Origin of the sequence: Micromonospora sp. NPDC002296 (assembly GCF_040296145.1) — a bacterium.
Classification (GTDB): Bacteria; Actinomycetota; Actinomycetes; order Mycobacteriales; family Micromonosporaceae; genus Micromonospora.
In genome coordinates this window covers 24,811-49,515 of the sequence record NZ_JBEOWQ010000012.1, presented here as the reverse complement: position 1 = coordinate 49,515, position 24,705 = coordinate 24,811, and the positions used below count along the sequence as shown (strand labels likewise).

Genomic DNA, 24,705 nt, shown 5'->3' with positions numbered 1-24,705 from the left:
CGTGTCCAGACCCCCACGCCTCAGCCCCCGGTCATACCGATTACAGTGCGTGAAGACTTCACGGACGTGAGGTGAGAGTGCTTGCGCCGACCGTGAAGATCGTCCGGCCGTTCTCATCCTCGACGCTGAAGTGCAAACGGATTACTGCCAACCGGTTCCCGACCTGGTCCCGGGCCCATTCGAGCACATCACACGGGAATTCAAGCCCTACTGGAAACTCGACCCCAGGTGCCAGCCGATCGGCGTCATCGAAGACCGGGACCTTGTCGATAAGCGACACGACGGTGCCGTCTGCCTCGTTCAGGTGCACCTCCACCCAGCCTGGCCAGTCTTCATCGATCCACCGGACTGCTTCGACGTGGACATAGTGCATGGCAAAGATGGTCCTCCCCCGGAGCGACCGGCAGGACTCAACCTGCCGCGTGCTACACGCTATGCGCATCCGGATCTGCCGCCGATCGGGCGTCACGTTGAGTAACAGGCGACGCTCGAGGCACGACCTTACCGATGACAGTGCGGGTTAACCGCCAGTTGCGCATTCGTGCGAGTGTCGATGCAAAGGTGCCCCCGCTGCGAGGGGGTGGTTCCGCTATCGACGAGGACAGAACTGAAACCGCAGCGTCAAGACCGCCGATATCAGCCAGGCCGTCAGCGCTGGAGGCTGCGTGTTAACTGCCTTCGACGGCAGTCCACAAGCACCGCAAGCGTCAACAGCGCCAAGCATGCAACGAGGGCCACGATTCCTGTCATCGGGCCGAAGTCGTGACTGAAAGGCGTGTATAGAAAGATCGTTATCCACATAGCGGAGGAAAGGAGCAGCCTTGCCGCACCCGTCATCATCAGCCGCTTCTGGTGCTCGCCCCGCCGCTTGGCACGCCAAACGACGACCACCTGCCAGAGCGCGTAAACGCTCAAGACTGCATTCAATACTACGCAAACGACGAACAGAGAATCATCAGCCACGTCAGCTCCCACGCCGCCCGGGAAGTCCGCCCACGGGCGCCACGGTACGCGACGATCAAAACCCTAGCGGTCCCCGGCACCGCCGGACGACAGGCGGGTGCCTGCCAGGCGAGGACAGCGGCGAAGGTACGCGCGCCATCGTCTCCCTCGAGAAGGGCACAGAAGCCTTTGCGCTCTTTACCCAGCGGTGCACTGATCCGCCGCGATCCGCGCGAACGCCGATGCCGACGAGGTCTGCCTGCGGTGGCGTGAGCCCTACAGCCAAAGGTGGTCGCTTTCATGGTCAACTGCCGGTACGGAGCCAACCGCCATCGCGCGGCGGACTGCTGAAGGGGGCGGGCATAGGTGCGAAGACCTCGCTGCTTGCGTTTACTGACGGGGACCTGCCTCTCTGGCATTGCGCGGCGCGACGCCCTGCGACCCGGCCGAGGCTGAGCGAGCCTGAGGCGACGATCGCGAAGGAGGCCGTGGAGGCGGAGATGGCGACCTTGGAAGGCGTTGAAGCGGTCGGTGGCCGAGCGGATGGGCCGGAGTAGCCGGACTTGCCGTCATCGGATCGGTGCGATAGAAGGAACACCTGTCAGGCCCGGCTTCGGAGGCGGCGTGTTCGTCGATCAGGACCAGTTTTCGTTTTTAGAGGACCTCCGCCGCAACTGGCGCGAGATCCGCGGCGAGTGCCTCGCGCTGGCCGAGGATTCCTTCGAGCCGTGGGTGCAGCGTCACATGTACGGCGAAGGCTGGAGCGTGTACGGACTGATCGCGTTCGGCACCCGCATCGAAGCAGCCCTGTCCGCCTGCCCACGCACCGCCGACGCGCTGCAACACATACCCGGTCTGACCACCGCCGGATTCTCCCGCATGACCACAGGCACCAGGATCAAGCCCCACGAAGGCTGGGTGACCACCGTCTACCGCGCCCACCTGGGCCTGGTCGTACCCGAGGGCGACTGCGCACTGAGGGCGGGCGGCCAGACCCGCCGCTGGCACGAGGGCAGGACATTCGTGTTCGACGACACGGTCGAGCATGAAGCATGGATCCACACTGGCGAGACCCGCACCGTCCTGCTGTTCGATTTCCTGCGCCCGGGCCAATCCATGGACCAGCTCGACGACCTCCCGCCCGAGGTCGCGGCGCACCTACGACGCCGGACAAAGCCTCCCGAGTAGCAGTATGAAGGCCCACCAGCCGGCAAGCCGTTGAGCCGTATGTCCGGAAGCGTAAAGGCAGGGACGTCCAGGCTCCCCGCTCGAGATCCGCCAGGGGCTGTCTCGGCTAACTGCTCTGGCTCGCTTTCGGTGGTAGCAGAAAGCAGTTCCGGTGACGGCAGTACGACATCGCAGGTCGGGGGCTGCGAGCGTGTCCAGCCACTCGGCGAACTGCAGTTGCAGCTCCTTCCCCGAGGCTGGCCATCTCAGAGAAACGCCAGCATATGAGGGAAATCCCGGGGCGTCTCTGCCTACTACCGAATGTCACCACCGAAAGTTAGCCAGAGCCGAAATCAACGCAGTCCCCCATGAGACGGCGAAGCTCCTGCTACCGCCAACCACGCACGAGGTCGTTAGCCCCAGGGGCCCGCAAAGTCGTGGCGTGTGTCCGGCTTGGGTCTGTCGACATAGACGCGCCCGGGTGGGGAGATGCAGGGCGGGCATGGGCCTTTTCATGAGATCATCGAGGTTCTCGAGGCCTAGTGACCCATCTGAAGTGAGTCATGCCCGCGCTGCCATCACCTTCGTGAAGGGGCGAGGTTAACGTCGGCTACGGAACTGGCGAAACAGGTCCCTGTCCTCCCAATCAGGATCGAACGATTCGTATACGCCTTCCAGTATGCGCCCCCTCCTGGCATCGTCGCATTCATCCAACGCTTTCCGAGTGGCGCGTTTCACGGATTCCCAACGCAGGATATGCATCGAGAATTGCAAGATCTCGGCAGCGCCAAAGTTCCGCAACAAAAGAAGTTCCTCGAATTCCCTCTCGAACTTGTCATTCAGATTAGGATTGTCTAGCACAAGGGCAACGAGGCTACTTAACGCAGGCTCAATCTCAATATAATCGACTCCAGGAAACTGCCGCTCCAGCACTTTACCCACGTGGTCTGCAAGCGTTTTAAATGCGCCGACAGCACCATCACCACTTCTCCTTGCAGAGCCCCGTGATATCGATTCCATTATTCGCGAACGCTCCCTCTGCGGCACTCTGCGCCGCAGCGCCGCGCGGCCGGTAGCGCCCAGACTTATTGTCCACGCTGCGCACCCTGCCGCCGTGTACCTTGAACTCCCCGTCTGCGCGAACCAGTGCGCCTTGAGCTAGGTCGATGTGAACTTGCGTGCTTGTGAGTCGGCCTACAACGAGCTGCATCGGCGGTTACGACATAACCCATAGCGCCGCTCTGTGAGAGTATTTCGCTATTTTCGATGGTGCGCGCGGGCCTGACAACATCATCTGGGAACTTATTATCGAATAGAGCATCCCCGCAGTTATGTACGAGGACCGGCGTGTTGCCGGCTATCACATAGTACGTGTGAACGTTGGCGACCGTAAGGTCGCGCATCAATCTCGTAGGGCGGATGAGAACAGGCCATGAAGCGCCTCGGCTGGACGTCGAACGGGTTGCGATCCCTCGTAGGGCGGATGAGGACACACCCAGGGCGGGGGCGACTGGTCGCCGACCGGCGTCACATAGCGCTCCTCGGCATGCCGCTGCAGATGCATCATGAGCGTCGGTGACACCGGCTGCCACCGCACCGTGTGTCACCCTTTTCCCGCAACAGAATGAGGCACTGATCCGGATCCAGATCCACCGGGCACAGCGCCAGCGCACCACCCCGGCGGCACGCCGTCTCCGTGTGCAGCCGCAACAACAGGCTGTCCGACGCCGGATCGTCACCGGTGCTGGCCGCGACGGCGTTGATCTCCGCCAGCCTCGTGTCGGCCACCGCCCGCCTGGTACTCGGCAACCGCCGCGGCTTGGCCACCTTCAAAGCAGGATTGTCCGCCGCCGCGATGAACCCATCAGCGACCGCCCGCTTGTACAGACACCGCAACGCTGCAATCAGATGCTCCGCCGCACTACGCCCACCGCGCGTTCCGCCGGGCCACCACATGCGTCTTGACGTACTCCGCCAACCGCTCGATCTCCGACGGCGTCGGCTCGTCAAGCCGCTGCTGTCCCCAGTGCTCCAACACCCGCTTCCAGTACGCGCCATACGCCCGACGCGTACCTTCGCTCACCGCCGCCGGCACGACCGGCACGTACTCGGCGAACGTCGGCGCCGGCGGACGCGCCAACGCCGCCTCAACAAGATCAGCCGGTGAGATCCCCATCCGCGCCAGCAACAACCGGGCAGCATCCAACTCGGCCCGACCCGCCGCAGTCCCGCTCACGGCAGATCACCGCCGAGAACAGCAGCGTGGAGCTGGAAGATCATCGCGTCCAGGGCGGCGGGAGGATGCACCACGAGCAGCCGGTCAGCAGGGTTGGCCGCCAGCAGCACCCGATCACCGGCCGTCAGCCCACACCAGTGCCGCACCGTCGCCGGCAGAAGGAGATGGCCTTGGCCCGTAACGGTGAAGACACCCTGCCCGTCCTCGCGGACGACGATCAGTCCTGCGCCCTCGTGGATGTGCAGCCGAGTGCCAGATCTCCGGCCGAGAGCGCGGACGATGGTGCGGTCGGCGATCCGACCGCTGGCATCAAGGGCCGCCAGCCCGTAGACCATCGCGCCCACCCGCGGCGTCGAAAGAACCGGCAGCGGGAGAGGTGGTCGACGCAGTCGCTCGTCAGGTCGACGACCTTCCGGACCCCCGGTTCGACAACATGACCGGGGGGGGATCACGGGAGCCACAGCGGCATCACCACGACGACAGCCCCCACCCGAAGCGGGGGCCACCGAAGGCGTCGCTCAGATCAGATCGGCGTGGTCAAGCGCGCTTGACCACCAGTACGTGAAACACAGCAGGGATGCTGCAAAATTGTGTCCGAGGGGCAACACAAACCAAAACCCAACAGGGTCCGGCGCTGGCGACGGTGATCCCGTTGATCTAGCGAACGGGTCGCGACACGTCCGAGTCTCTGCCCCGGGCACCAGAAGGCCCGCCGATGTCTAGTGACGTCGGCGGGTCTCTCGTCCGCTGCGCCGGTGGCGATATCTGAACGCCACCGGCGCCGCATTGACCTTCGCTATGCGCCGCTGTTCAGCCTCTGCCAGGACCGGGCGATCACCGGTTCCGGCACCCATCGCCCGTCGACGTCGCTCTGGTCGATCACGTCCAGCATCTGAAGTATGCGGGCGGTCCGGTCCGGCTGGGAACCGGTGAGCGCGCACAGCTCGATCATCTCGTCGTAGGTGACCGGAGCGGCGTACTCGAGCAGCGCCTGGAACGCGGCTTCGGCACCGGTGTCGGTACTCAGCCCGGTCGACTCGACGAATTCGGTGGCTCCGCCGACGGTCGCCAAGTACGTGGCCACCTGCTCGCAGATCTTTCTGGTGCTGGTGTGTTCCCGGGCCTTCTCCGCGGCCAGGTCCAGCAGATACGGCCATCCGCCGGTTGACGTCATCAGCTGGGCCTGGCTGGTCGCGTCGGTGAACACCTTCATCCGCTCGTTGTCCGACAGCCATGTGCGTAGGCCGATATCGGTGGCCCGGCGCAGGGCGATCACATCATCGCTGCCGAGTCCGAGGTCCGGGCTGGTCAGCAAATCCAGAATGCCGGAGGCTTGAACGTCGACAAGGACGGCGACGGTGCGGGTCGTGCCGGAGGCCGGCTGGATCTGCATCGCGTTGACGATCGTGGAGGTGACCGTTTCCGGTTTGGCGGTGAGCAGTGGGCTCAGAACCACGTGGTGCCGGCCGCCGATGTCCCCGTCTCGCAGCGCCTTGCCGTACGCCTGTGGCCGGGTGGTGACCGTCAGGTCGAACCGGGCCCCGAAACTCTTGCGTGACTGCTCTAGCAGTTCCTGCACCCGATCGACGGCTGTGGCCCTGGCCCCGGCGATAACCCTGATGGTGCTGCCGGCGGTGCGGGTGACGAGTTTGGACAGCTGCTGATCGGTACAGGGGGAGATCCGGCCGTCGGCGAGGTGGCCACGAGCCTGTTCGGTGGACAGCTTCGTTGGCGTCTTACGCCACTGGGAACTGCACAACTCCTCCCAGATCTCGTCGGCGGTACCGAGCAGCCGCAGCACGTTCGTCGACCGCAGCCGCCAGCGGGTGCCGCCGACGGTGGCCGCAAGAACTCCGAGTTCACGCATCTCGTCGAGCAAAGACCGGAACTCGCCGGGCTCCTGCCGGGCGAAGCCCGCCGGCCACCACCGTTGGCATTCGTTGCGCAACTGCGAGGTCGTCATGGTGTGGTCGGCGCCGTTCTCCAAGGCGAAGTAGGCGACGACGAGGGCGATGAGTTTGTACCGGGAGTCCAGGTCCAGGGTGAGATGGACGGTCTGGCGGATCCGCTGCTTCAGCGACTCGGACCCGAGGACCTGATCCAGCAGGTTCTCGTCGATCAGGTAGACAGGGCCGCCGTCACGGCGGTTCAGAACCGAGCTGACCAGGGCTTTGCCGGCCATCTGCAACAGCTTGGGCTGGTAAGTGCAGTAGGCGAGGACCCGGTGGACCAGTTCGTCGGACGCGAAGCGGATACCGAGCGCCTCCATGGGCGTGAACAGCAACTGGTACGCCGGTTCGGGGCTGAGTGGGCCGATCGCTACCTGGTCACCGAGGTGAGCGTTGGCCAACGGCTGGTTCGGCAAGTTGGCGAACCGCTGTACCTGATGCAGGCCGGCGAAGACCGGTTTGAAACGCCGGCCGGGGTACTTGTCGCGCAGGTTACGCAGGTGCGTAACGTGCTCGAAGCCGCGTTCGGCGTCCGCGTCGAAGAATCCGTCACATTCGTCGATAAGCAGTAGCATCCGGCGGGCCGGATTCTGGTCCAGCCATGTGGTGATCGCGGCGATGACGTCCTTGACGGGGTCGCGGGTCCTCTTTGGCAACGCGATTCTGTTCTCGGTGAGCTTCTCGGCCAGTTTGTCCCACAGTGTGAGCGGGTTGACCTTAGTGCCGATGACGTTCGGCAGCGTCACGTAGATCGGCAGGTTCGTGGGCACCCGCCCGAACGCCCGGGCGGCCTCCTGCAACAGGGCCGTCTTGCCGAGCTGCCGGCCGCCGTAGAGCAGGTTCGGGCCGTTCGGGTCAGTGATGTCGGCACGTTCTGACCGCCGGCCGAAGAACATCTCCAGCGGCAGGGCCGCCTGCCCGTCCGGGGCGTACGGGTTCGTGGCCGCGAACGGCAACAGGGTCCGAGCGGTGGTGATGAACTGACCGCTGCCGTGTAGCGCCAGGTGCAGGATCGCGATGTCGTCAATCACGATCACGGGCTTCTCGCTGTGCTGGGCGCACATCCGGGCGAGATCTTCACGCTGGCCGGTGGTCATCGCGGCGAACAGCAGCACGATGACCGGCAGGTCGGTCCCGGGGTCCTGGTCGATCCAGCCGAACATGGCCCGTACATCGGGTTCCCCCCAGCACAACATGATTCGTTGCTGGCCGCCGGGCGGCGGGCTGTACTGCGGTACGCCCTGGGTCTCGCCGACACGGCGTACGTCGGTCAGATCCCACCAGGCACGGCGGGAACTGCCCTTGGGCTTCATATCCCGTACCGGCTGCATGCTGGCGAACTCGATACCGGCCAGCAGCAACGCCGCCGCCAGACTGCTGCGCTGCACCCGGTCGTGCCGGATGTCGCGCATGTCCAGCCACGTCTGCAACAGGTCGGCGGTGGTCCGCTGCGCGGGAGTCAGTTCGTGGACGTCCAGCGCCGGATGGGGTTTGCCGTAGCGGACCGCGTCGATCAAGTCCCGGGTGAGGCCGCCGGGGACCCGCTCGGTCAGCCGCAGGAAACGGGTCAGGTCCTCCGAGGGCTCCGCAGACGGCAGAGTCTCGCCGAGCACCGCGGCAAGCAGGTACTCCTCAGCGGTCGCCAGGTCGCCGGCGGCGATACGGTCCTGGATCTGGTTTAGGCGCTGACTGCGGTCCGCTCCGGGTGGTACTTCGCTGTCCGCGCGGCGCCGCAACGCCGCCTGAGCCTCGTGCCGATACATCGGCAACTGTTCCTGAACGTCGATCAGCCGGCGGCGGTAGTCGCTCAGGTTGACCTGCTCCGGCGCGGCGGCTAGTCGGGAGACGTCCCCGGCCGCCAGAACACTGGTGACGGCGGTGCCGGCGTTCTCGTCAAGCTGACCGAGACGGGTGGCGCGGGCCACGTCCTCAGCAACGCTGTGATGCAGGGCCTTCAGCTCTAACAGCGACTGTGCGGCAGCAGCCGTGAGCTGCTGGCTCATCTCCCGGGACTTCTCCGGCTCCGTGACCGCACTGATGAGCAACCCGGCGGTGGCGTACTGCTCCGCCCGAAGCCGCTGCGCGAACGCGTCGGACCAGCCGGTGGAAGCCGCGACGGCGATCTCCTCGATGGTGGCTGGCCGCTCAGGAATGCCCTCGGCAGTGAACGGTAGCTGCGGGCAGAGCAGCAACTCCTGATGGATGACGGCATCGGGATCCCGGTCGGAGCCGGCCAGTTTGCGCCCGTCGAGCAGGCCGACGCTACCGTGCAGGCTGGTCACGCACACCTGTGCCGCCTCAGCCTTCAGCAGCCAGGGCGTGCCCGCGGACGAGGCGATCAGGTTCTGTAGCTCATCCTCGGCGGCCGGCCACTGGGCAATCACGTCCACACGCAGACGAGCCAGTTCGGCCGGTACGGGGCCGTGTGCGGTGGCCTGGTTTACCCGGACCGCGTCAGCCCAGGCTCGCACGGCGGCTACGGACCGTCCGGCCATCTCCTTGAGCTTGCGGCGCTGGCGGCCCTGCAGAGGGCGAGTGCTACCGGAGCGCATCTCGGCATCCTCGCGGTCGAGCAGGTCATCGACGTACTGACGCTTGGCGAACAGGCGCAGGCTCTCGGTTACCGCGTCGATCTCGATACGCTGGTCGGTTGCCGCGAGGGTCAGGAGCCGGCCGATGGCCCCGTTCGGGGACCACCACAGGGTGGCGATCTGATCAGCGCGGTCGAAGGCAAGGTTTCGGGGCTTGTTGAGCTCGGTTTGGGCAGCCTCGACGGTCACTGCTATGTCGTTGTCCGCTCCGGCGATTGGGGCGAGCGCCGCCAGCAGCTCCGGGCTGTACAGTAGGCGCTTCTCCGTGGCGGTGCCGATCGTGTCAGCGATCGAGGACACCGCCGGCAGCTCGCGCAGGGATTCGGCCACCGACCGGGCGACCTGGCCGGCGCCCGCGTCGGCGGTGACGAGGCAGGCCCGGACGGCACCGGCCAGCAGCAGCATCTGCGCCGTGGTGTCGCTGGACGGCGCGGCGCCCTGCTCGGCTTCCAGAGCGACCCGTAAGGCGTCGGCGGTCGGGGAAGTCTCGCTCCGAACCGCGGTGGCCAGGGTGAGGACCCGCAAAGCATCAGCACGGCGCCGGTCCCCGCACGCGGTGGCGGCGTGATAGGTCAGGCTCAGCCGGCCCGCGCCGAGCAGCTCCCGGACCAGCTCACGGCCGGCGGCGGGGTCGGTAGAACTCGTGTCATCGGCTTGGCCCCGGCCAGCGTCGTCGCCGGCCGGGTCGTCCTCGGGAACATCGATGGTCACGTCCTCACGAACGGCCGAACCGTCGGTGGCCGTGGTTGGCTGGTCCTCGCCGAGCGGAGCAGGGTCGGTGAATGCCTCGTCGGCCGGCGGAGGCACCGTGACGACCGGCTGCGGAGCGGTAGCCGGCTCCGGTTCCTCGGTAGCGGTCGGCTGCGGTTCAGGAGAGGCGACCACCGCCGTTTCAGGACCGGTCGCGGCGGCCTGCGGCGCAGGCTCGGAGACCGGCGTATGGCTGACCTCCTCTTCGCTGGGTCCTGTAATCCGCAACTGCCCGGTAATGGCAGCGGTGCGCAGGGCGGCGAGGTCGGCGGGCAGATGCGATTCGAAGACGGTCAGGGCCGCGGACAGGGCCTGCATGTCTTTGGTCTCGGAGGCGATGATCAGGTCCAGCAAAGCGACCAGGCCAGCCGCCTGCCGCTGCTGGTCCGCGTCCCAGAGCGGGTTCTGCTGCAAATCGGCAGCGAGCTGTATCGCCGCAGTGATTCGGCCCTGTTCGCTGGTCGGTCCGGTGAGCCGGCTGATGTCGGCGAGCCGGTCGTGATGACCGCACTGACCGGCGGTCGCGGTTAGTGCGGTGAGCAGGTCCTCGACGGTTACGTCAGCGGGTATGTCCCGACCCAACTGGGTGAGCAGGTCACGAGCTGCGTCGGCCGCGTCGAGGAACTCGATGACCGGGTCCAGGTCGGTTCGACCCGGGATCTGACCACGGTGCAGCACGTCAGTAAGGGCCTCCGCAGCTTCCCGGGCCGCAGTGTGGCGGGTGGTCAGGTTCGTCGCGGCAGCCGCAACGTCACCAGCGGCCATGGAGGTGCCAGGTTCGGCAGGCATGATGTCAGATCCTTTTGCTATCGAGTCGTTGCCGAGACCGGGCGGTCGGAATGTTTCGATACCGGCTGACTCGGTGCTGCCGCCGTCGTCGATTTCATCGTCGCCATAAGGCGCGGCTCCGCCTTCATTGTCATCAGTCTCATAAGCATCGAAGATGGCCTGTTCTATCTCTCGGCAGGCATGCATGATGTCGTTTACGGCCTTCTGCGGCCAGCCAGGAAGACCGAGAGCGGCGTCCAGGCCGACCCGCAGAGCGATGGTCATGATCGGGGAGACCGGGCCGTGGCACACCAGCGCCAACCGCAGGATCGCGGTCTGTGCCGGGTCCTTGGTCAACGCTTGCCGTAGCGCCTCCTCCGCCTCCAGAAATCCGGCATCAGCATTGTGACGCCACAGCGTTCCGAGTCGTTCGGCTACCGAGACAGTGAGAAAAAGGGCTGCGTCGTAGCGCTTATGTGTCGGCCACGCCCGAAGTTTCGTCAGTCCCCAACCCGCCGAGACCGTGGTTGGCCGTTTGGCGGGCGGGACACCTAAGTCATTGAGGAAGTTTGTTCTACTTGGCTGAGGTAACTGCCACGCGAGAGCGGCGAACTGCTCGCTATTCAGACATTCCAAAGAGTCCGTTACCGGATCGCCGAGCTCTGCCAGGCTTGCCCGCAGTGCCGTCACCGCTTCAGAGTCGGACTCGGCCTGTAATGGGGTGAATGGGCTGCAGCAAAGGCAGGCTTGTGCATGCCTGCGCCGATGCCGGCGGGACGGGTAGGCCATCGTAAGGGATACTCACTTCCGGAGGGTCGCGCTCGGCCAAGGGTTGATGCGGATCAGTGCCGGGGCTGCTGAGGCACGGCGAGATGAAGCAGTGGGGCGGATTCACCGGAGCCACGCAGCTGCCCACGAACCCAGGTGTATCCACCTGGAAGTTGGGTGTCGGCGCCCGGGCCGTGCACCTTGAGGACCCAGGCGGCGTACTCCCGGCGGGCGGTGTCACTGGCCTGATGTCCGGGCTGCAGCCGTCGCTTGAACGCAGGCACCCAGTGTTCGCGGACCTGGCCGGCAAGGATCTCCGCCCGAGTCTGCGGTCGGTGGCCGTTACGGCGGGCGGTGCCGTCGGGCCACCAGACAAACGCCTCGAGCCTGCCGGGTTTACCGTCTTCCGTTGGTTCGCCGGGCTCCTTGGTCAGGGTGCCAGCGTCAACGAGACGGTCGCACGTGTACACGACCTGCCACATCAGCGGCGGCGCGACCAGATCGGGTCCGAACAGGGCGGCGAGCAGCTGCGGGCCGGTAAGCCGCCGGGCACCGAACGCTCCCTGCTCTCCATGCCGATGCAGCGCGGAGATGATCAGTGGCTGCAGTTGCGGTACGCCGCGCTGGCGTTCGGAAACCCCCGGCGGCAACGGTTCGGGAGACGGCGGCACGGCGGCCGCGTCCGCAGCGGGAGGTTCGGCACCGATCGACGCGGCGAGGATCGCGGTGTCTGCGTCCCAACGGTATTGGTCGCCATACGGCAACGGCTGATCTAGCAGCGTCGTGGTGACGCTGATCCGGGTCGCATTACGGGCCGCAGCGACGGTGATCTTGATTCCGGCGTAGAAGGTCCACGGCCAGCTGACACCGGTCAGGGTGGCGCCGCTTCGGTTGATCTGTTGAACCTGTTCGCTGTCATCAAGGGTGTCCCCGTCGTGGTGCAGCTGCATGATCAGCGATCCCGCGCCGAGCACGCCGGTGGCCGCAGGCGGAAGGGCCAGCTCTCCGGCTTCCCAGTGACTCTCGCGCAGCGCGACGGTGAACACGACCAGGCTGTCCGCGACGACGACGAGATCCGTCTCGCCCTCATCTGCGGTTCTGGTGTCAGCTGGGGTCGGTCCGGGCGGGATCTCGTCTATGATCGGCCCCGCCGGCCGGTGTTGCTTCTCGCCGGGATTGTCGTCGTCGACGGGTGCGTCTGGCTCCACGGGTTCGGGTTGGGGCACGGCAGACCCGTCGCTGTCGCCGAGTGGGTCCGGCCCGGCGGGTTCGATGGCGGGGGCCACTGTTTCGACGGTGTCAATGGCGGAGCTGTTACCAAGGCCGAGAGGGATCCTTGGGTCGGCGGCCACCACCAGCGCCGAGACAGGCTCCCGCTGGGTACGCCACACACCGCCGGCCTGCCAGGCATCGTCGACGCGCAGGTGCACCCGTTCGGGCAGCAGTCCGTCGACAGCGGTGCCAGCCAGGTCCGCGGCGACGAGGTTGGTGTGCACGACGATTTCAGCGGCGCCGGTTAGCCCGAGCGGGTCGGGGGTGCCGCCGGCGGGAATCCGGCTGGACAGCAGCGGCCAGACGGCGGTGTAGCGGGGGTCCAGCGCGTTGCGGCGGACCGTTGCGACGACATCGTCGATGTCTGCGGCGGGCAGGCCGGGCCAGCCTTCGTGGGACCGCCGCGTGAACCGGTCCCCGCAGACGGCGTATCCGTTCCATCGCCGTAACCCGGCTGTGCCGTCCAGCAACTGGCCGATGGTGTCGAACGCCTGGTACAGAGCCGCAGCGAGAACCTGCTCATCGCCGGGATCGGTGAGCAACTCGGCGAGCGGTCCGCCGAGCAACAGCGGGCGGGCCGGCCCGAGCAGGTACGCGGCGTACAGGGCGACATCGTCACGGCTATCGGTCCTGGCTAGGTACTGCACCGGGCCGGTCAGATGCCCGCGATTGTCGAGGACCTGGCGGCGTAGCCGACTTAGTTCGCTGTAGTCGGCGGCGTTCAGGGCACCGAACGCCTGCACATCCAAGATCACCCGTTCGATACCGGTTCGGGTGCCATCAGACTGCTCGACGCCGGCCGGGGCGCCGGACAGCTCGGCCGGCGTCCAGCCGTCGACGTCAACCTCCGGGTCGGCGCCGTACCGAGCGACGACCTCGGCCAGCAGCGACCGGCGGCCACCCCGGTCGAGGTGCACGAACGTGCCGACTGGCAGCACTCGCCGGGCTTGCGGTTGCACGGCGATCGGAACGAACAGGTCCGGAGTGAGCACCTCCGCCCGGTAGCCGTGGGTTTCGACGTCGAACCCGAAATGCAGGGCGTTGAACGCGGTGCAGGTGTGCAGAGGCGCGGTGCGGGTCTGCGCGACTGCGGTTAAGTACCCGACTATCCGATGGGTCAGGTCGCTCGGGATTGCGGCCGGGCCCAGCAGCAGCTCTGGGACGAACAACGGCTCGTCGTCGAATGGCCGCCACACGGGGGCCACGGTCACGGTCATCCGGTTGCCTCCGGTGTTTTCGCACCGGCTTTCACGCGGGCGCGGGCGGCGTCACGTACGGCGTAGCGGCGCAACCGCCACACCCGGCCGTCACCGACGATCTCTCCGTTGGTGGTGAGAACGGTGACGGCTTCCTGCACTTGGGTGATCTTGATGCCGGGGTCGACACCGCGCAGGCGGTGATACAGCAGTTTCGGCCACAGCGGTCGCCGTCGCCCGTCCGCAGCCTGGTACGTCTCGTCGCCATGCAGGACCCGGTGGATCATTCCGGCGGTCAGGCCGCGGTAGTTGTCCCACAGCAGCGACCGGACGTAACGCTGGATGGCGGCCTGGTACGGGGCAGAGTCCCGCCGGGTCTCGGGTTTCGGCCGGGGTGTGTCCAGCGCGGTGAGCAGCGGCGGCAGCGGGGACCGATCACTGCTGGTCGACCAGCAGCTAGAGCACCGGCACGCCGTGGTGGAGCAGACCCCGTCGGGTAGCGTCACCTTCCCTGTCAAGGAGAAGTAGCTCCCAAACCCCATGTTCGCGCACCCGTCGGCGTCGTACCAGGCCCGTAGTTCCCGCAGGTCGTCGGTCAGCCGGGCCCGGTGCCCGATCATCTTCTGCAGGTAGTCGCCCGGCAGGGTGGCGTTCCCACGCGGGCCGACCGCTATAAGGGTTCGGTTGTTGCCCGCCTGGGACAGATCAATGACACCGAGGTCGTGCAGGGTCGCCAGGACCGCCCAGGTCTGTGCCGGGTCGTCGGCGATCATCCGGTAGCCGCGTACCTGCCTGGTGAGGGTCTTGTGCAGTTCAGTCAGTCGGTGCCGGCCCGGCGCGGTGGTGGCGAGCGTGGCGACCGCACCGGCGGCGGCGGTGAGAGTGTGGTCGTCGCAGCGGGCCGGGTCGTCCAGAGGTGTGATCGTCACCGTCGCTGGGAAGTCTCCATGATCGTCAACCGTTCCTGTTTCGGCGAGCACGGCCAACGCTCGCACGACCGTCGACCGGTACTGCGACACGGTGCCCGAGCGGCGGGCATCGTTGCGGGACAGCCTCCCGGCGGCGAGGTCGGCGGTCATGCACGTGTCGGTGATCCGGTCAGGGTCCAGGACCCCACCGTTGCGGGCCGCCGCCAAGACGGCCTGCCCGATCGTGCGCAACGTCTCCGGTGGCAGGCCTTGGGCAGCCATCCACATCACGGTCCGGAACCCTCGACCGGAGCCGAGTGCCAGTCCCGCCGACGGTGTGGTCACCTCGCCGGGTGGCCGGCCGGCCTGATCCCGGCCAGCTCGACCGAGCTGCTGATACAGGGCGGCCAGGTCCGTCGGCGGGGACACCACGAACACGCATCGGATGTCGCCGCGGTTGACGCCGAGACCGAACGCGCTGGTCGCCACGATCAGTAGCGGTGCGTATCCATCCTCGCCCTTGGCTGGCGCCTCCCGGAACTCGGCGAGCACGCCGGTCTTCTCCGCCTCCGACAGTCGGCCGTGGAATCGCCGCACGCGCTGGGCGCCGTCACCGACGAACTCGCGCAGGTGGGCGTAGACCGCGTCGACCTGCTTGACAGTCAGGCAATAGAAGATTGCGTGGTCGTCGCAGGCGGCGGCGACCTGCTCGGTCAGCCCGGCGATGGCGTTCGGGCCGGCGGCTCTCATCGTCCGCCGGTAGATCGCCAGTTCCGGGCGCAGCGGGTCCGCAGCGACCGTCACCAGCGGTTCACCGGCCGTCGTGGTGGCGGGCAGCCCGAACAGCCCGGTCCGCAGCCCTTCGCGGACAGCCCGGTTCGCAGTGGCGGTCACCGCAGTAACCCGCACCCCGTACCTGGACCGTAGTTCTGCCAGCAGCCGGCCGGCGCGGCGGAAGCTGGGCCGGAAGTCGTCGCCCCACTGCACGAATGTGTGTGCCTCGTCAACGGCGACCCGCCGCAGGATCCCAGCTGCGGCCGCGGCGCGCAGGAGATCCTGGAAGCGGCGGTTGGCGAGCCGTTCCGGGGACACGTACACCAGCTTGATACCGTGTTCGAACGTGCCGGTGAGCTGCTCGGCGACCTCGGTCTTGCCGCGGCGGCTGTTCGACTCGGCCATCGGTCCCACCAGCGCCCGGACCGCCCCGCCGACGGTCGCGTTGAGTTCCAGGGCCTGGTCGGCCATCAACGCGATCAACGGTGACACGACCACGGTCACCCCCGGCAGCGCCAATGCCGGCAATTGGAACGTGTACGACTTCCCGAACCCGGTCGGCAGCAGCGCCAACACATCCGTGCCGTCGGCGACCGCAGCGATCACCCGCTCCTGCTGCGGTTTCAACGCCAGCGGCGTGTCTGAGAACCGCAGATGGCCCGCGATCGCCGCGCACCGGTCGATCAGCAACCGTGCCAGGGTGCCGTCGGCGCGGGCTGCGTACTCCTGCTCGGGGGTCAGCTGCGCCTGCCGGATCTTGCGGGTCGCCGGCAGCAGGGTCTGTTCGGCCAGCGCCTGCGGTGTGCACAGCTGCTCGACTCGGCCGGCGTCGACTAGCCCGGTCTCACCGAAAAACCGCCAGATCCGCTCCCACCCGTCGGCCATCGTGGTCAGGTTCCCGCCCGCCGGTTCGCCGGTGTCATCGTCGGCAACCAGCAGGCCCGGCTCCAGGGATTCCAGGAACACCCGTCGGGACGCGCGCCGCAACGCGGTGCGGCCGGCGAGTTTGCGGTCGCTGATCACGACTACACCTCGGTGATCGCGCGAGCGGATTAGTCGGCCGACTGCCTGCCGCAGGTCCATCGCCGCCAGCGGCAGGTAGTACGACTCGGTCGCGACTTGGTCGGGGTCCGCCGCCCCGCCCAGTTCGGCACGGCGGGCGACCGCCGCCCGGCGGGCAGCCACGACCGGGTCCGCGAACGGCGCGAACGGCAGCTTGTTGATCCATACCATCGACAGCCGGTCGGCGGGGAAATCGACGCCCTGCCACATGCCCCGCGTCGCGACGCAGAACCCGCCGGTGTCGGTGAACGCCCGCGCGGCGCGGGCGTTACCCAACAGCGGCGCCGACGCGACCGGCACCCCGAGCACCTGCTGCTGCAACCGTTCGGTGATCGCAGCCGCAGCCTTCGTCGCCGTGGTCAGCACCAGCGCCCCACCAGTGAACCCCACCTGCTCGGAGTCGGGGCAGATCGCCTCACGGGCGTACCCGGCGAGCTGGTGGGCGACCGTGCGGATCGCACCGTCGGTCTGCTCCGCCCAGCTCGGGAAGTCGGTGAAACAGACCAGGCGGGCCTGGGTGGCCAGGTCGAACGGGCCCGGCAAGGTGTGCGCGTCGACGGTTGCTCCGAGGCCAAGCCGTCCACGGATATATTCCCACCGGCCGGACACCTGGAGCGTCGCGGACACGTAGAAGATCCGGGCGAACCGCTGCCGGACGTCCAGCCACTGCGGCTCGCGAGCCAGGTCGATCGGAGCGGACGCCAGCGAGAATCCGTATCGGCGGGCGGACACGCTGACACCGGCCAGGTCATGCTCGACGGCGTACACCACCCGGTTACCCAGGTCCGGGCCCGTCAGCGGGAACAACCCGTCCGGGCCGAGGTCGTCGCCGTCGGCACCGAGATCCTCCTCGTCCGCACCGACCGGCCCGGTCACCTCGCCCTCGTCGTCGCTGTCGTCCCCCGGGTCACCGGTGCCGGGCGTGCTGCTGCCATCCACGTCGGGGGGATCGGGTGCGTTGTCGAGGACGGCGCTGGCATCACCGATGATCCGGCCAGCCGCGTCAGCGAGCTGCGCGACGCGAGTGGCCAACGAACCGGCCCGTTCCTGCTCCCACCACGACTCCGCCTGCATGCGCGGCGTCTGCAGATATGCGGCCAACTGCCGGTGAACCTGGGCGGCAACGACCGCAATCGCGTCGAGCCGCGACAGCAGCTGCCGTGCCGACCGGTCCCCTCCGAGGCCCCCGAACGGGCTGGCCAGCGTCGCCGGCCGGCTCCCCGGCTCGCCGCCAGCGGTGTCGAACACCGCCTGAGCCGACCGCGGTAGGACTTCCGTGTCGAGGTGCCCCTCAAGGTCCGCAATTGTCGTTTGCAGACCGGGCGGGATGTCCGCGTGCTGGGCGGCCCATCGCCGCAGTTCACCGGTCAGATTCTCCAGCAGTCGATACTCCACGACGGCGCTGGCCGCGCCGGTGATCGCCTGCTCAAGCGCGTGCGCCTCGTCAACTATCAGTAGCGTGTCGTCACCGAACACGTCCGGGCGGCTCACCAGCAGCGCATGGTTCGCGATCACCAACCGGTGCCCGGCCAGCGCTTCGGCAACCGAGTCTGTCATCGCCGCCAGCGGCGAGCCGGACCGGCGGCCGTAGTCGTCGGTGTCCTGACTGATGCTGCGCAGCCAGGACCCCACGACCGGCCCGTACCCGGCGGCAAGGTACTCGGCCAGAAAGATCGGCAGGTCGACCGGGTCGGCGCTCCGGGCCAGCCATCCCTGCGGTGCAGTGACCGCAGTGACCAGCCTGCGGGTCACATAGATCAACAGTTCCCGGAACCCCGGCACGGCCGCGAACCGGGCCCGGACAGACCGGCCAAGGCCCACACCCGCCTGCGCGGCATCGGCCGCGTCGGCGAGCGAGGCGACCAGTGCCCGCAGCGACAACCGATTCGCCGCCCCCTTGACCAGGTCCGCCGACTGCTCCAGACCCGGAATCCCGGCGGCGAGCCGGTCGATGTCGGCGCCCAGCTGGGTCTGCAATGCCTTGGTGTACGTCGCGATCACCGCCCGGCGCCGCGGGTCACCGTCGAGCCACTGCAACGCGGCCGCCAGCACCGCAAAGCTCTTACCAGTGCCGGTCGGCGCCTCACACAACGCATCCCGGCCGGCCCGGATCTGCGCGTTCAGCAGCGCCGTCATCTGCTGCTGCGCCACCCGGCGTTCCACCTGCCGGGTCGAGGCCGCCTGCGCCAGCGCGTGTGGGTCGACGTCACCGTCCGGACCCCGGACCGCAGCCGGCAGGCGCAGCACCGGCCGGGACCGGCCACGCCGGACCGGCTCATACCCGCCCGGGGTGCCGAGGCTGTCGAGGGCGTCGGCGAGGATCTGCGCGACCGTCAGATCGTCGAAAGCCGTCCGGGAGGTTGGTACCGGCAACAGCGACGCCACCAGATCCCAGACCGGGCTGCCGGCGCCGACCGTGCACACCAACTCCCGCATCTCAGCGTCCCACCCCGCGACGGTGGCGGCGGCGTGCCGCAGCAGTCGGCCGGTCAGTTCCGCGTCGTCGGTGGCGTCATGCCACACCAGCCCGCACCGGTCGACACCGACTGTGTCGGCCAACTCAGCAAGCCGGTGCGAACCCGCGTGCGGCCACACCGCGTAGGCCACGTAGAGCGCGTCGACGCGTCGCGGGCCGTGCAACGGCTGCTGCCCGGCCCGGACCGCCGCATCGTCGAGCACCGGGAAGTCGGCACTGACACCGTTGTAGGCCACCAGCACGTCCGCGTCGGCAATGAAGCGGCGCAGCCTATCCAGAACCTCAGCAGGATCGGCCGCGTGGTGAGAATACTGCTCACGAACCGCCGGCGACCGTAGCTGCTGCTCCCACTCCGGGGCCGGAAGCCTGACCCAAGAAACGAACGACGGCTCCTCAGCGCACCAACGCGAGTCGGCCGACAGACGGACCGCCCCGATCTGGAAGATTCGCCGATCACCCTGCGGCCGGTCAGCGCTGGCCCGGACCACCGCCTCCACGTCCACGATCACCGCCCGCAACGGTCCCGGCCGCCGCTCACCTTTCGGTGCCGGCTGGCTTGGCCCGGTCGAATCTTCAACCACCGAGAGAATCCCCTGCTCGTCGCGGATCAGACCGGCGGTGATCGCCTTGACCACGACAGCCCGCACGCGGGCATCGGGAGTTCCCGGCCACCGCTGTTTGACCACTGCCACGAGAGTGTCGCCATCACACGGACCGGCCTCCTTCAGCAGCCGTTGAATCTGCACCTCGCGGGAACCTGCGGTGCTCGTAACACCACCCCCTTCGTCACCGTCTTTGTCGCTCGCGCCGAGAGTGCCGGTTATTGCGGCGGCAGAGTCTGAAACTCTCTCGTCGTGTCGTCCCGAAGTCCGACCTCGTTCAGGCGATTGACACAGTGAACGAGGAGTGCATTGCCGCGCTGAAGGAGGGGGCGGCAAGACCACTGTGTACCTCAGCATAGGCGATCCGGGACTGTCGCCTGAGGCCCAGGTTCGCCGCATGCGGGCAATCGCCGGCGCGCTGTAGGCATACGTCGCGATCTGCGAGATCCTGCATGGCCGCAGCCCAGATCCAGCACCTCTCCTGAAGGATATCGATGCATGGGCTCGGCCGTCGACGCACTCGGGGAAGACCTCTACCCGGCTCCCGTGGCCGCGCGGCAGGGAACACTACAGGGGGCAGCTACGGAAGGATGAATCGCAGTCGCCGAACTGGTCGCCGCCCCCTTACCGACCTGTGACCGCTTGCCAACCGTTCCTAACGACCTCGTGCACGGTTGCGAGTCCTCGGGCATCGATGATCGTTGTGCTGGTCATGGCTGGTGCGATGATCATGAGGAATCGTCGGATGACGGGTCTGTCCCGGCAGGTGATCGAGTGCCTGGTCGCCGAGCTGGCGCCACGATGGCAGGCCCGTCACCGCGACCGCCTCACCGCACGGGCCCGTTATCGTGCCATCGGCGGCGGGGCAAGGCACCGGTTCGGGTTCACCGACCGGCTCCTCGCGACACTGGTGCACCTGCGGCACGGGTTGACCCACGACGTGGTCGCCGCCTGGTTCGGGGTGCACCGCTCGACGATCACCCGCAGCATCAACGAAGTCCGACCACTGCTGGCTGAGCGCGGCTGCCGCGTTAACGGTGGGATCCGGCTACGCACCCTCGCAGACGTGGTCGCACACCTCGGCCACCACCCCCGGGCACTCATGGACGCGACCGAAGTGCGAGTACGCAGACCGATCGCGGGCCGGCCCGGACGAAGTGCTCGTGGACGTGGACGACATCGCGCTCGGGCACATGCCTGTGATGCGCTGGAATCCACCAGAGAAGTGGATCACCTCGCAAGAGATCGCCCACGAGCCGCTTGTGACCGACGATGTCTTCAACGCGGCTCGCGACCTTCTCTGCTCCCGATCCTGCAAGCCAGCGGCGCACAAGCCACACCGCACGAGACACCCCTACGTCTTCAAGAGCATCCTCTATCATTCCACGTGCAACCGCCGAATGCAGGGTCAGCACTCCCACGGCGTCGCCTACTACAGATGCCGATACCCTCCCGAGTACGCGCTTGCCAACCGCGTCGACCATCCAAAGAACGCCATCTTGCGCGAAGATCTCGTCACCGGACACATCGATCGTTGGCTCGCCTCGGCTTTCGATCCGTCAAATCGCGATCAGACCATCAGACTGCTCGCTCAACAACTCGCCACACCCGAAGAAGCGGCATTCCCCAAGCAGCAGCCAGCACGCGACCCTGGTGCCGAGTTCGACAAGAAGATCGCCAGCTACAAGAAAGCCCTCGACGAAGGGGCCAGCCCAGCCGTCGTGACCGCATGGATCGCCGAGGCCGAACAGCAGCGGGACCAAGCGCTCGCAGCGCACCCACCAACGGCTAGAACTCAGGCCGTCGAGGCGATGACCGTTGATGACATCGCCTCGCTGGTTGCCGAGTTGGGCTACATCGCCGGAGCCCTCACCGAGGCTGAGCCTGAGCACAAGCTCGACCTGTACAGGCTCCTCCGGCTCAAGCCGACGTACAACGACGAAACACAAACGGTGCGCGCCATAGTGGATCTTGGCGCACACCGTTGGGATTTGGTTCGTGTCCGAGGGGGGACTTGAACCCCCACGCCCTTTACGGGCACTAGCACCTCAAGCTAGCGCGTCTGCCATTCCGCCACCCGGACCTGCTCGTTCAGCCTACCCTGTCGGCCTGGGCGGCTTGGCCGCCCGTTGGCCGCCCCGGAGGGCCGCACGGGGCATTACTGTACACGGCGGCGGTGGATCATGCACATCGCCTTCCCGCCGGCCCGTTTGCCCAGTTCAGAGGGCTGAAGGCCCCGACTGGGGCAGGCCGATTCGATCATGGCCGGCAGGGCGGGTGGCGTCGGGCCACCCTCTCCGGGCAGCATGACTGACGTGTCGCAGCCCTCACCCCTAGCCGCCCTCCAGCATCGGGCGCTGGCCCAGCGCGCCGCCGGCGACATCGCCGGCGCGCGTCGGCTGCTGGCCGACGCGCTCGGACCGATCCGGGTCAGCTCCGGCGAGGACCATCCGGAGGTGCTGCGCATTGCGCACCTCCTGGCCCGCCTGCATCGTGAGGCCGACGACCCGGCCGCCGCACGGCGCGTACTGGAGGAATGCCTCGCGGCCGGCGAGCGCCGGTGGCATCCCGCCGACCCGCTGATGCTCGCGCTCTCCCTCGACCTCGCCTCGGTCTCCGAGGAACTGGGCAACCGGCACGAGGCCCGTCGTCACTACTCCCGCATCGCCAGTGCGGGGCCCGCCGTGCTCGGCGCGGACCACCCGGCGGTACGCGAGGCGCGGCACTACCTCGGCGCCGCCGCGCCCGGGGCGGCGGCCCTCGCTCCCCAGCACCACCCGACCGCCGCCCAGCACCACCCGACCGCCCTTCAGCCCAGCCCGACGGTCCCTCAGTACGGCCCACCGGCTCCCCAGCACGGCCCACCCGCCGCCCAGCTTGGTCCGCCGAAGCTCGACGGTCCGACCATTGCCCTCGCACCGGTGCCGATGCTCCCGCCGCAGAGGCAGGCGCAGGCCGCCGCGCCCCGGCTGGGTGCCGCACCGCCCCCGCCCCCGGTGTCCGCCCCGCCACGGCAGTCGCCAGCTCCACCGCCGGTCCCGGCAACGCAGCATCACCTTCCGGCCTCGCCCCAGATTCCGGCCCCGCCCCAGCAGCTCCCGCCGCGAATCCCACCCCCGCCCCGGGCTCCGGCCCCACCGACCGAGCCACCGCCGACCCAGGCCCGAACCCAGGCACCGGCACCGGCACCGGCACCGCATCGTCCCGAGTCGCCCCATGCACCGGGGACGCAGGGGCACGTGCCCACGCCCCGGCTCCCCGCTCCCCCACCCACCACGCCGGTTGGCGTGCCGACCCAGCAGGCTGGCCCCTCGTGGGCTCCGGCCCAGATCGCCGCACCGCCGGCATCCGGGGCCCCGGCCCCCCCACCGCCGGTCCCCAGCGCCCAGCCCGGGCCGCCGCATCAGGCCCTCCCTGCGATGCCGGCCGCGCCGGCTCCGCGTACCGGACCGGTCACCCCACCCCAGCCGCCGGCACCGCCCGGACCGGCCTCCCCGGGGGTGCCGCAGCCCGCGTCGAGCGACACCCAGCCCACGTCCGCCCCACCGGCACCCGCACCGGCCATGCCGCAGGCCGCGCCCGTACCCCGCCCGCCCGCCGGCCCGGCAGCGGAGCTGGCAGCGCCGCCCGTCCCGGCGCCGGGTTGGGACAAGCCGACCATTCAGGTACGGCAAATCGACGCGCTGCTGCGGGAGGAGGCTGCCCGAACGGCCGGTACGCGGGCCGAACCGGCCGGCGGCGGCCCGGCGGCTGCGGTGAGCGGTGCCCCGTCAGGGGCCGGTGCCCCGGTCAGCGCACCGCCCGCGAGCGGCCCCTCGGCTGTCCCGGTCAGCGCGCCTCCGACGGCCGCACGACCGGCCAGCGGCACACCGGTCAGCGCACCACCCCTGGGCGGCGCACCGGGCGGCATGCCGCCCGTGGCCGGACCACCGGTGGGCGTCACACCGTTCACGACTCCGCCCGTGAGCGGCCCGCCCGTGAGCGGCCCGCCCGTGAGCGGCCCGCCCGTGAGCGGAGCACCGATCAGCGGTACGCCATACAGCGCACCGCCCGTGGGCGGTACGTCCTTCAGCGCGCCGCCGTACGGCGCACCGCCCTTCAGCGCACCGCCGGTCAGCGGTCCACCGGTCAGCGCCATGCCCTTCAGCGCGCCGCCGTACAGCGCACCGCCGGTCAGCGGTCCACCGGTCAGCGCCATGCCCTTCAGCGCGCCACCGGTCAGCGGGGCACCTGTGCCGCCCTGGGGCATGACGGCGCCGCCGTGGAGCAGCGTCGCGCCGCCGCAGCCGCTGGCTTCGGCCGTCGACCCCGACGCGGCCCCGGACCCGCGAGACGGGGTCGACCGTCCCGCCGAGGAGCCGGACGCGCCGTACGTCGGCTGGGAGGAGACCGGCCCTGCGCCGGCACCGCCGCCGCGGTCACCCGGTCCGGAGCCGTCGGTGCCGCGGCTCGACGCGTCCCCCGCCGTGCCGTTCCCCGCCCCACCGCCCCCGCCCGCGGTCCCACCGCTCCCGCTCCCGGTCCCACCGTCTCCGCCTCGGGACCACCGCTCCGACGCGACCGAGCCGGGACCGGCCGCGCTCGACTGGGCGGAGCAGCAGCCGGCCGGGCACAGGCCGGCCGAACACGGTCAGGGGCAGGGGCAACAGCAGGAGGGGCAGGCCTGGCCCGAGCGGGACGGCTGGCGGGCCGCCGACGACTACCCCTCGCCGCCGGATGCCTGGCAGACGACGTACCAGGAGAAGGAGCGGACCGGGCGCGGCCGGACGGTGGTCCTGGTCGCGGTGGTGGCGCTGGTGGCCCTGGCGATCGTGGTGGGCGTCGCGGTGCTGGTGTTCGGTGGCGATGAGGCCCCTCCCCCGGGCGCGACAGCGGCATCGGCGTCGGCGGGTCCGAAGGTGAGCGGCCCTCCGCCGGGTGGCCTGAAGCTGCGCGACGACAGCAGCACGATCAGCCTCACCTGGACGGATCCCTCCTCCGGTGCGGTGCCGTTCATGGTGGCCGGCGGGCGAACCGGGCAGAAGCTGGGCGTGCTGGCCACCGTGGACCCGGGACAGACCAGCTACACGGTCAACGGCCTCAACTCACGGGTGGACTACTGCTTCACGGTGCTGGCGGTCTACTCCACCGACGCCTTCGCCACGTCCGGGCAGGTCTGCACCGCGCGGGGTCCGGCTCCGACACCGAGCTGACCGGTCGTCCACCCCGCACACGCTGGGTGTCCACAGCCGGACCGTGCGGGTT

The 24,705-nt window shown here is 68.5% G+C and carries 13 protein-coding genes, 1 tRNA gene and 3 pseudogenes; 5 read left to right on the top strand and 12 right to left on the bottom strand.

What is annotated here, in order from left to right; genetic code table 11:
• Positions 1-58 precede the first annotated feature (58 nt).
• Together ABT023_RS12725 and ABT023_RS12720 are read right to left on the bottom strand one after the other, a co-directional pair.
• A complete protein-coding gene (locus ABT023_RS12725) occupies positions 59-373 on the bottom strand; it encodes a hypothetical protein (RefSeq protein WP_350884698.1) in 315 nt (104 codons plus the stop codon).
• A gap of 275 nt (positions 374-648) precedes the next feature.
• The gene (locus ABT023_RS12720; RefSeq protein ID WP_350884696.1) at positions 649-963 is read right to left on the bottom strand and encodes a hypothetical protein; all 315 of its coding nucleotides are present in this window, start codon (positions 961-963) and stop codon (positions 649-651) included.
• A gap of 603 nt (positions 964-1,566) precedes the next feature.
• Between ABT023_RS12720 and ABT023_RS12715 the strand changes: the two genes are divergently transcribed.
• On the top strand, positions 1,567-2,130 hold the full coding sequence (locus tag ABT023_RS12715) for an aspartyl/asparaginyl beta-hydroxylase domain-containing protein (RefSeq protein WP_350884694.1): 564 nt from the start codon (positions 1,567-1,569) through the stop codon (positions 2,128-2,130).
• Positions 2,131-2,709: 579 nt separating this feature from the next.
• Here the strand turns inward: ABT023_RS12715 and ABT023_RS12710 are convergent.
• From ABT023_RS12710 to ABT023_RS12675, 8 genes and pseudogenes are all read right to left on the bottom strand, one after another.
• Positions 2,710-3,051, bottom strand: coding sequence for a hypothetical protein (locus ABT023_RS12710; protein WP_350884692.1), 342 nt, complete (start codon positions 3,049-3,051; stop codon positions 2,710-2,712).
• A 380-nt stretch (positions 3,052-3,431) separates the two neighbouring features.
• Positions 3,432-3,506, bottom strand: a pseudogene (locus ABT023_RS29105) (hypothetical protein); the annotation flags it as partial.
• Positions 3,507-3,672: 166 nt separating this feature from the next.
• Positions 3,673-3,897 (bottom strand): site-specific integrase, encoded by a 225-nt coding sequence (locus ABT023_RS12700; protein WP_350884688.1) that lies wholly within the window; start codon positions 3,895-3,897, stop codon positions 3,673-3,675.
• Between the two features lie 133 nt (positions 3,898-4,030).
• Positions 4,031-4,345 (bottom strand): integrase, encoded by a 315-nt coding sequence (locus ABT023_RS12695; protein WP_350884686.1) that lies wholly within the window; start codon positions 4,343-4,345, stop codon positions 4,031-4,033.
• Positions 4,342-4,680 carry an AbrB/MazE/SpoVT family DNA-binding domain-containing protein gene (locus tag ABT023_RS12690; RefSeq protein WP_350884684.1) on the bottom strand — a complete coding sequence of 113 codons (339 nt, stop codon included), beginning with the start codon at positions 4,678-4,680 and terminating at the stop codon, positions 4,342-4,344. The genes ABT023_RS12695 and ABT023_RS12690 overlap by 4 nt, the downstream gene beginning before the upstream one ends.
• A 461-nt stretch (positions 4,681-5,141) precedes the next feature.
• Positions 5,142-11,093, bottom strand: a complete 5,952-nt coding sequence (locus ABT023_RS12685) for a hypothetical protein (RefSeq protein WP_350884682.1) — start codon at positions 11,091-11,093, stop codon at positions 5,142-5,144.
• Positions 11,094-11,245: 152 nt separating this feature from the next.
• Positions 11,246-13,660, bottom strand: coding sequence for a hypothetical protein (locus ABT023_RS12680; protein ID WP_350884680.1), 2,415 nt, complete (start codon positions 13,658-13,660; stop codon positions 11,246-11,248).
• Positions 13,657-19,803, bottom strand: coding sequence for a DEAD/DEAH box helicase (locus ABT023_RS12675; protein WP_350884678.1), 6,147 nt, complete (start codon positions 19,801-19,803; stop codon positions 13,657-13,659). The genes ABT023_RS12680 and ABT023_RS12675 overlap by 4 nt, the downstream gene beginning before the upstream one ends.
• Positions 19,804-20,155: 352 nt before the next feature.
• On the opposite strand from ABT023_RS12675, the pseudogene ABT023_RS12670 reads away from it, so the two are divergent.
• Both ABT023_RS12670 and ABT023_RS12665 read left to right on the top strand, forming a co-directional pair.
• A pseudogene (locus ABT023_RS12670) lies at positions 20,156-20,476 on the top strand (helix-turn-helix domain-containing protein); the annotation flags it as partial.
• 148 nt (positions 20,477-20,624) lie between these two features.
• The gene (locus tag ABT023_RS12665; protein ID WP_350884862.1) at positions 20,625-21,479 is read left to right on the top strand and encodes a hypothetical protein; all 855 of its coding nucleotides are present in this window, start codon (positions 20,625-20,627) and stop codon (positions 21,477-21,479) included.
• On the opposite strand, the gene ABT023_RS12660 is transcribed toward ABT023_RS12665, so the two are convergent.
• Positions 21,461-21,544, bottom strand: a tRNA-Leu gene (locus tag ABT023_RS12660). The genes ABT023_RS12665 and ABT023_RS12660 overlap by 19 nt on opposite strands.
• Before the next feature lie 178 nt (positions 21,545-21,722).
• Between ABT023_RS12660 and ABT023_RS29100 the strand changes: the two are divergent.
• Positions 21,723-21,950: pseudogene (locus ABT023_RS29100) on the top strand (hypothetical protein); the annotation flags it as partial.
• A 1,172-nt stretch (positions 21,951-23,122) separates the two neighbouring features.
• Here ABT023_RS29100 and ABT023_RS12650 read toward each other — a convergent pair.
• The gene (locus tag ABT023_RS12650; protein WP_350884859.1) at positions 23,123-23,659 is read right to left on the bottom strand and encodes a hypothetical protein; all 537 of its coding nucleotides are present in this window, start codon (positions 23,657-23,659) and stop codon (positions 23,123-23,125) included.
• Between the two features lie 49 nt (positions 23,660-23,708).
• Here ABT023_RS12650 and ABT023_RS12645 point away from each other — a divergent pair, with 49 nt between their 5' ends.
• Positions 23,709-24,653 carry a fibronectin type III domain-containing protein gene (locus ABT023_RS12645; protein WP_350884844.1) on the top strand — a complete coding sequence of 315 codons (945 nt, stop codon included), beginning with the start codon at positions 23,709-23,711 and terminating at the stop codon, positions 24,651-24,653.
• The last annotated feature ends 52 nt before the right edge of the window (positions 24,654-24,705 follow it).

Excerpts from the sequence above, each read along its gene's own strand:
- ABT023_RS12725 (WP_350884698.1), bottom strand. The coding sequence starts at position 373 with ATGCACTATGTCCACGTCGAAGCAGTCCGGTGGATCGATGAAGACTGG.
- ABT023_RS12690 (WP_350884684.1), bottom strand. The coding sequence starts at position 4,680 with ATGGTCTACGGGCTGGCGGCCCTTGATGCCAGCGGTCGGATCGCCGAC.
- ABT023_RS12680 (WP_350884680.1), bottom strand. The coding sequence starts at position 13,660 with ATGACCGTGACCGTGGCCCCCGTGTGGCGGCCATTCGACGACGAGCCG.
- ABT023_RS12650 (WP_350884859.1), bottom strand. The coding sequence starts at position 23,659 with ATGGCGCTGACCGGTGGACCGCTGACCGGCGGTGCGCTGTACGGCGGC.
- ABT023_RS12645 (WP_350884844.1), top strand. The coding sequence starts at position 23,709 with ATGACGGCGCCGCCGTGGAGCAGCGTCGCGCCGCCGCAGCCGCTGGCT.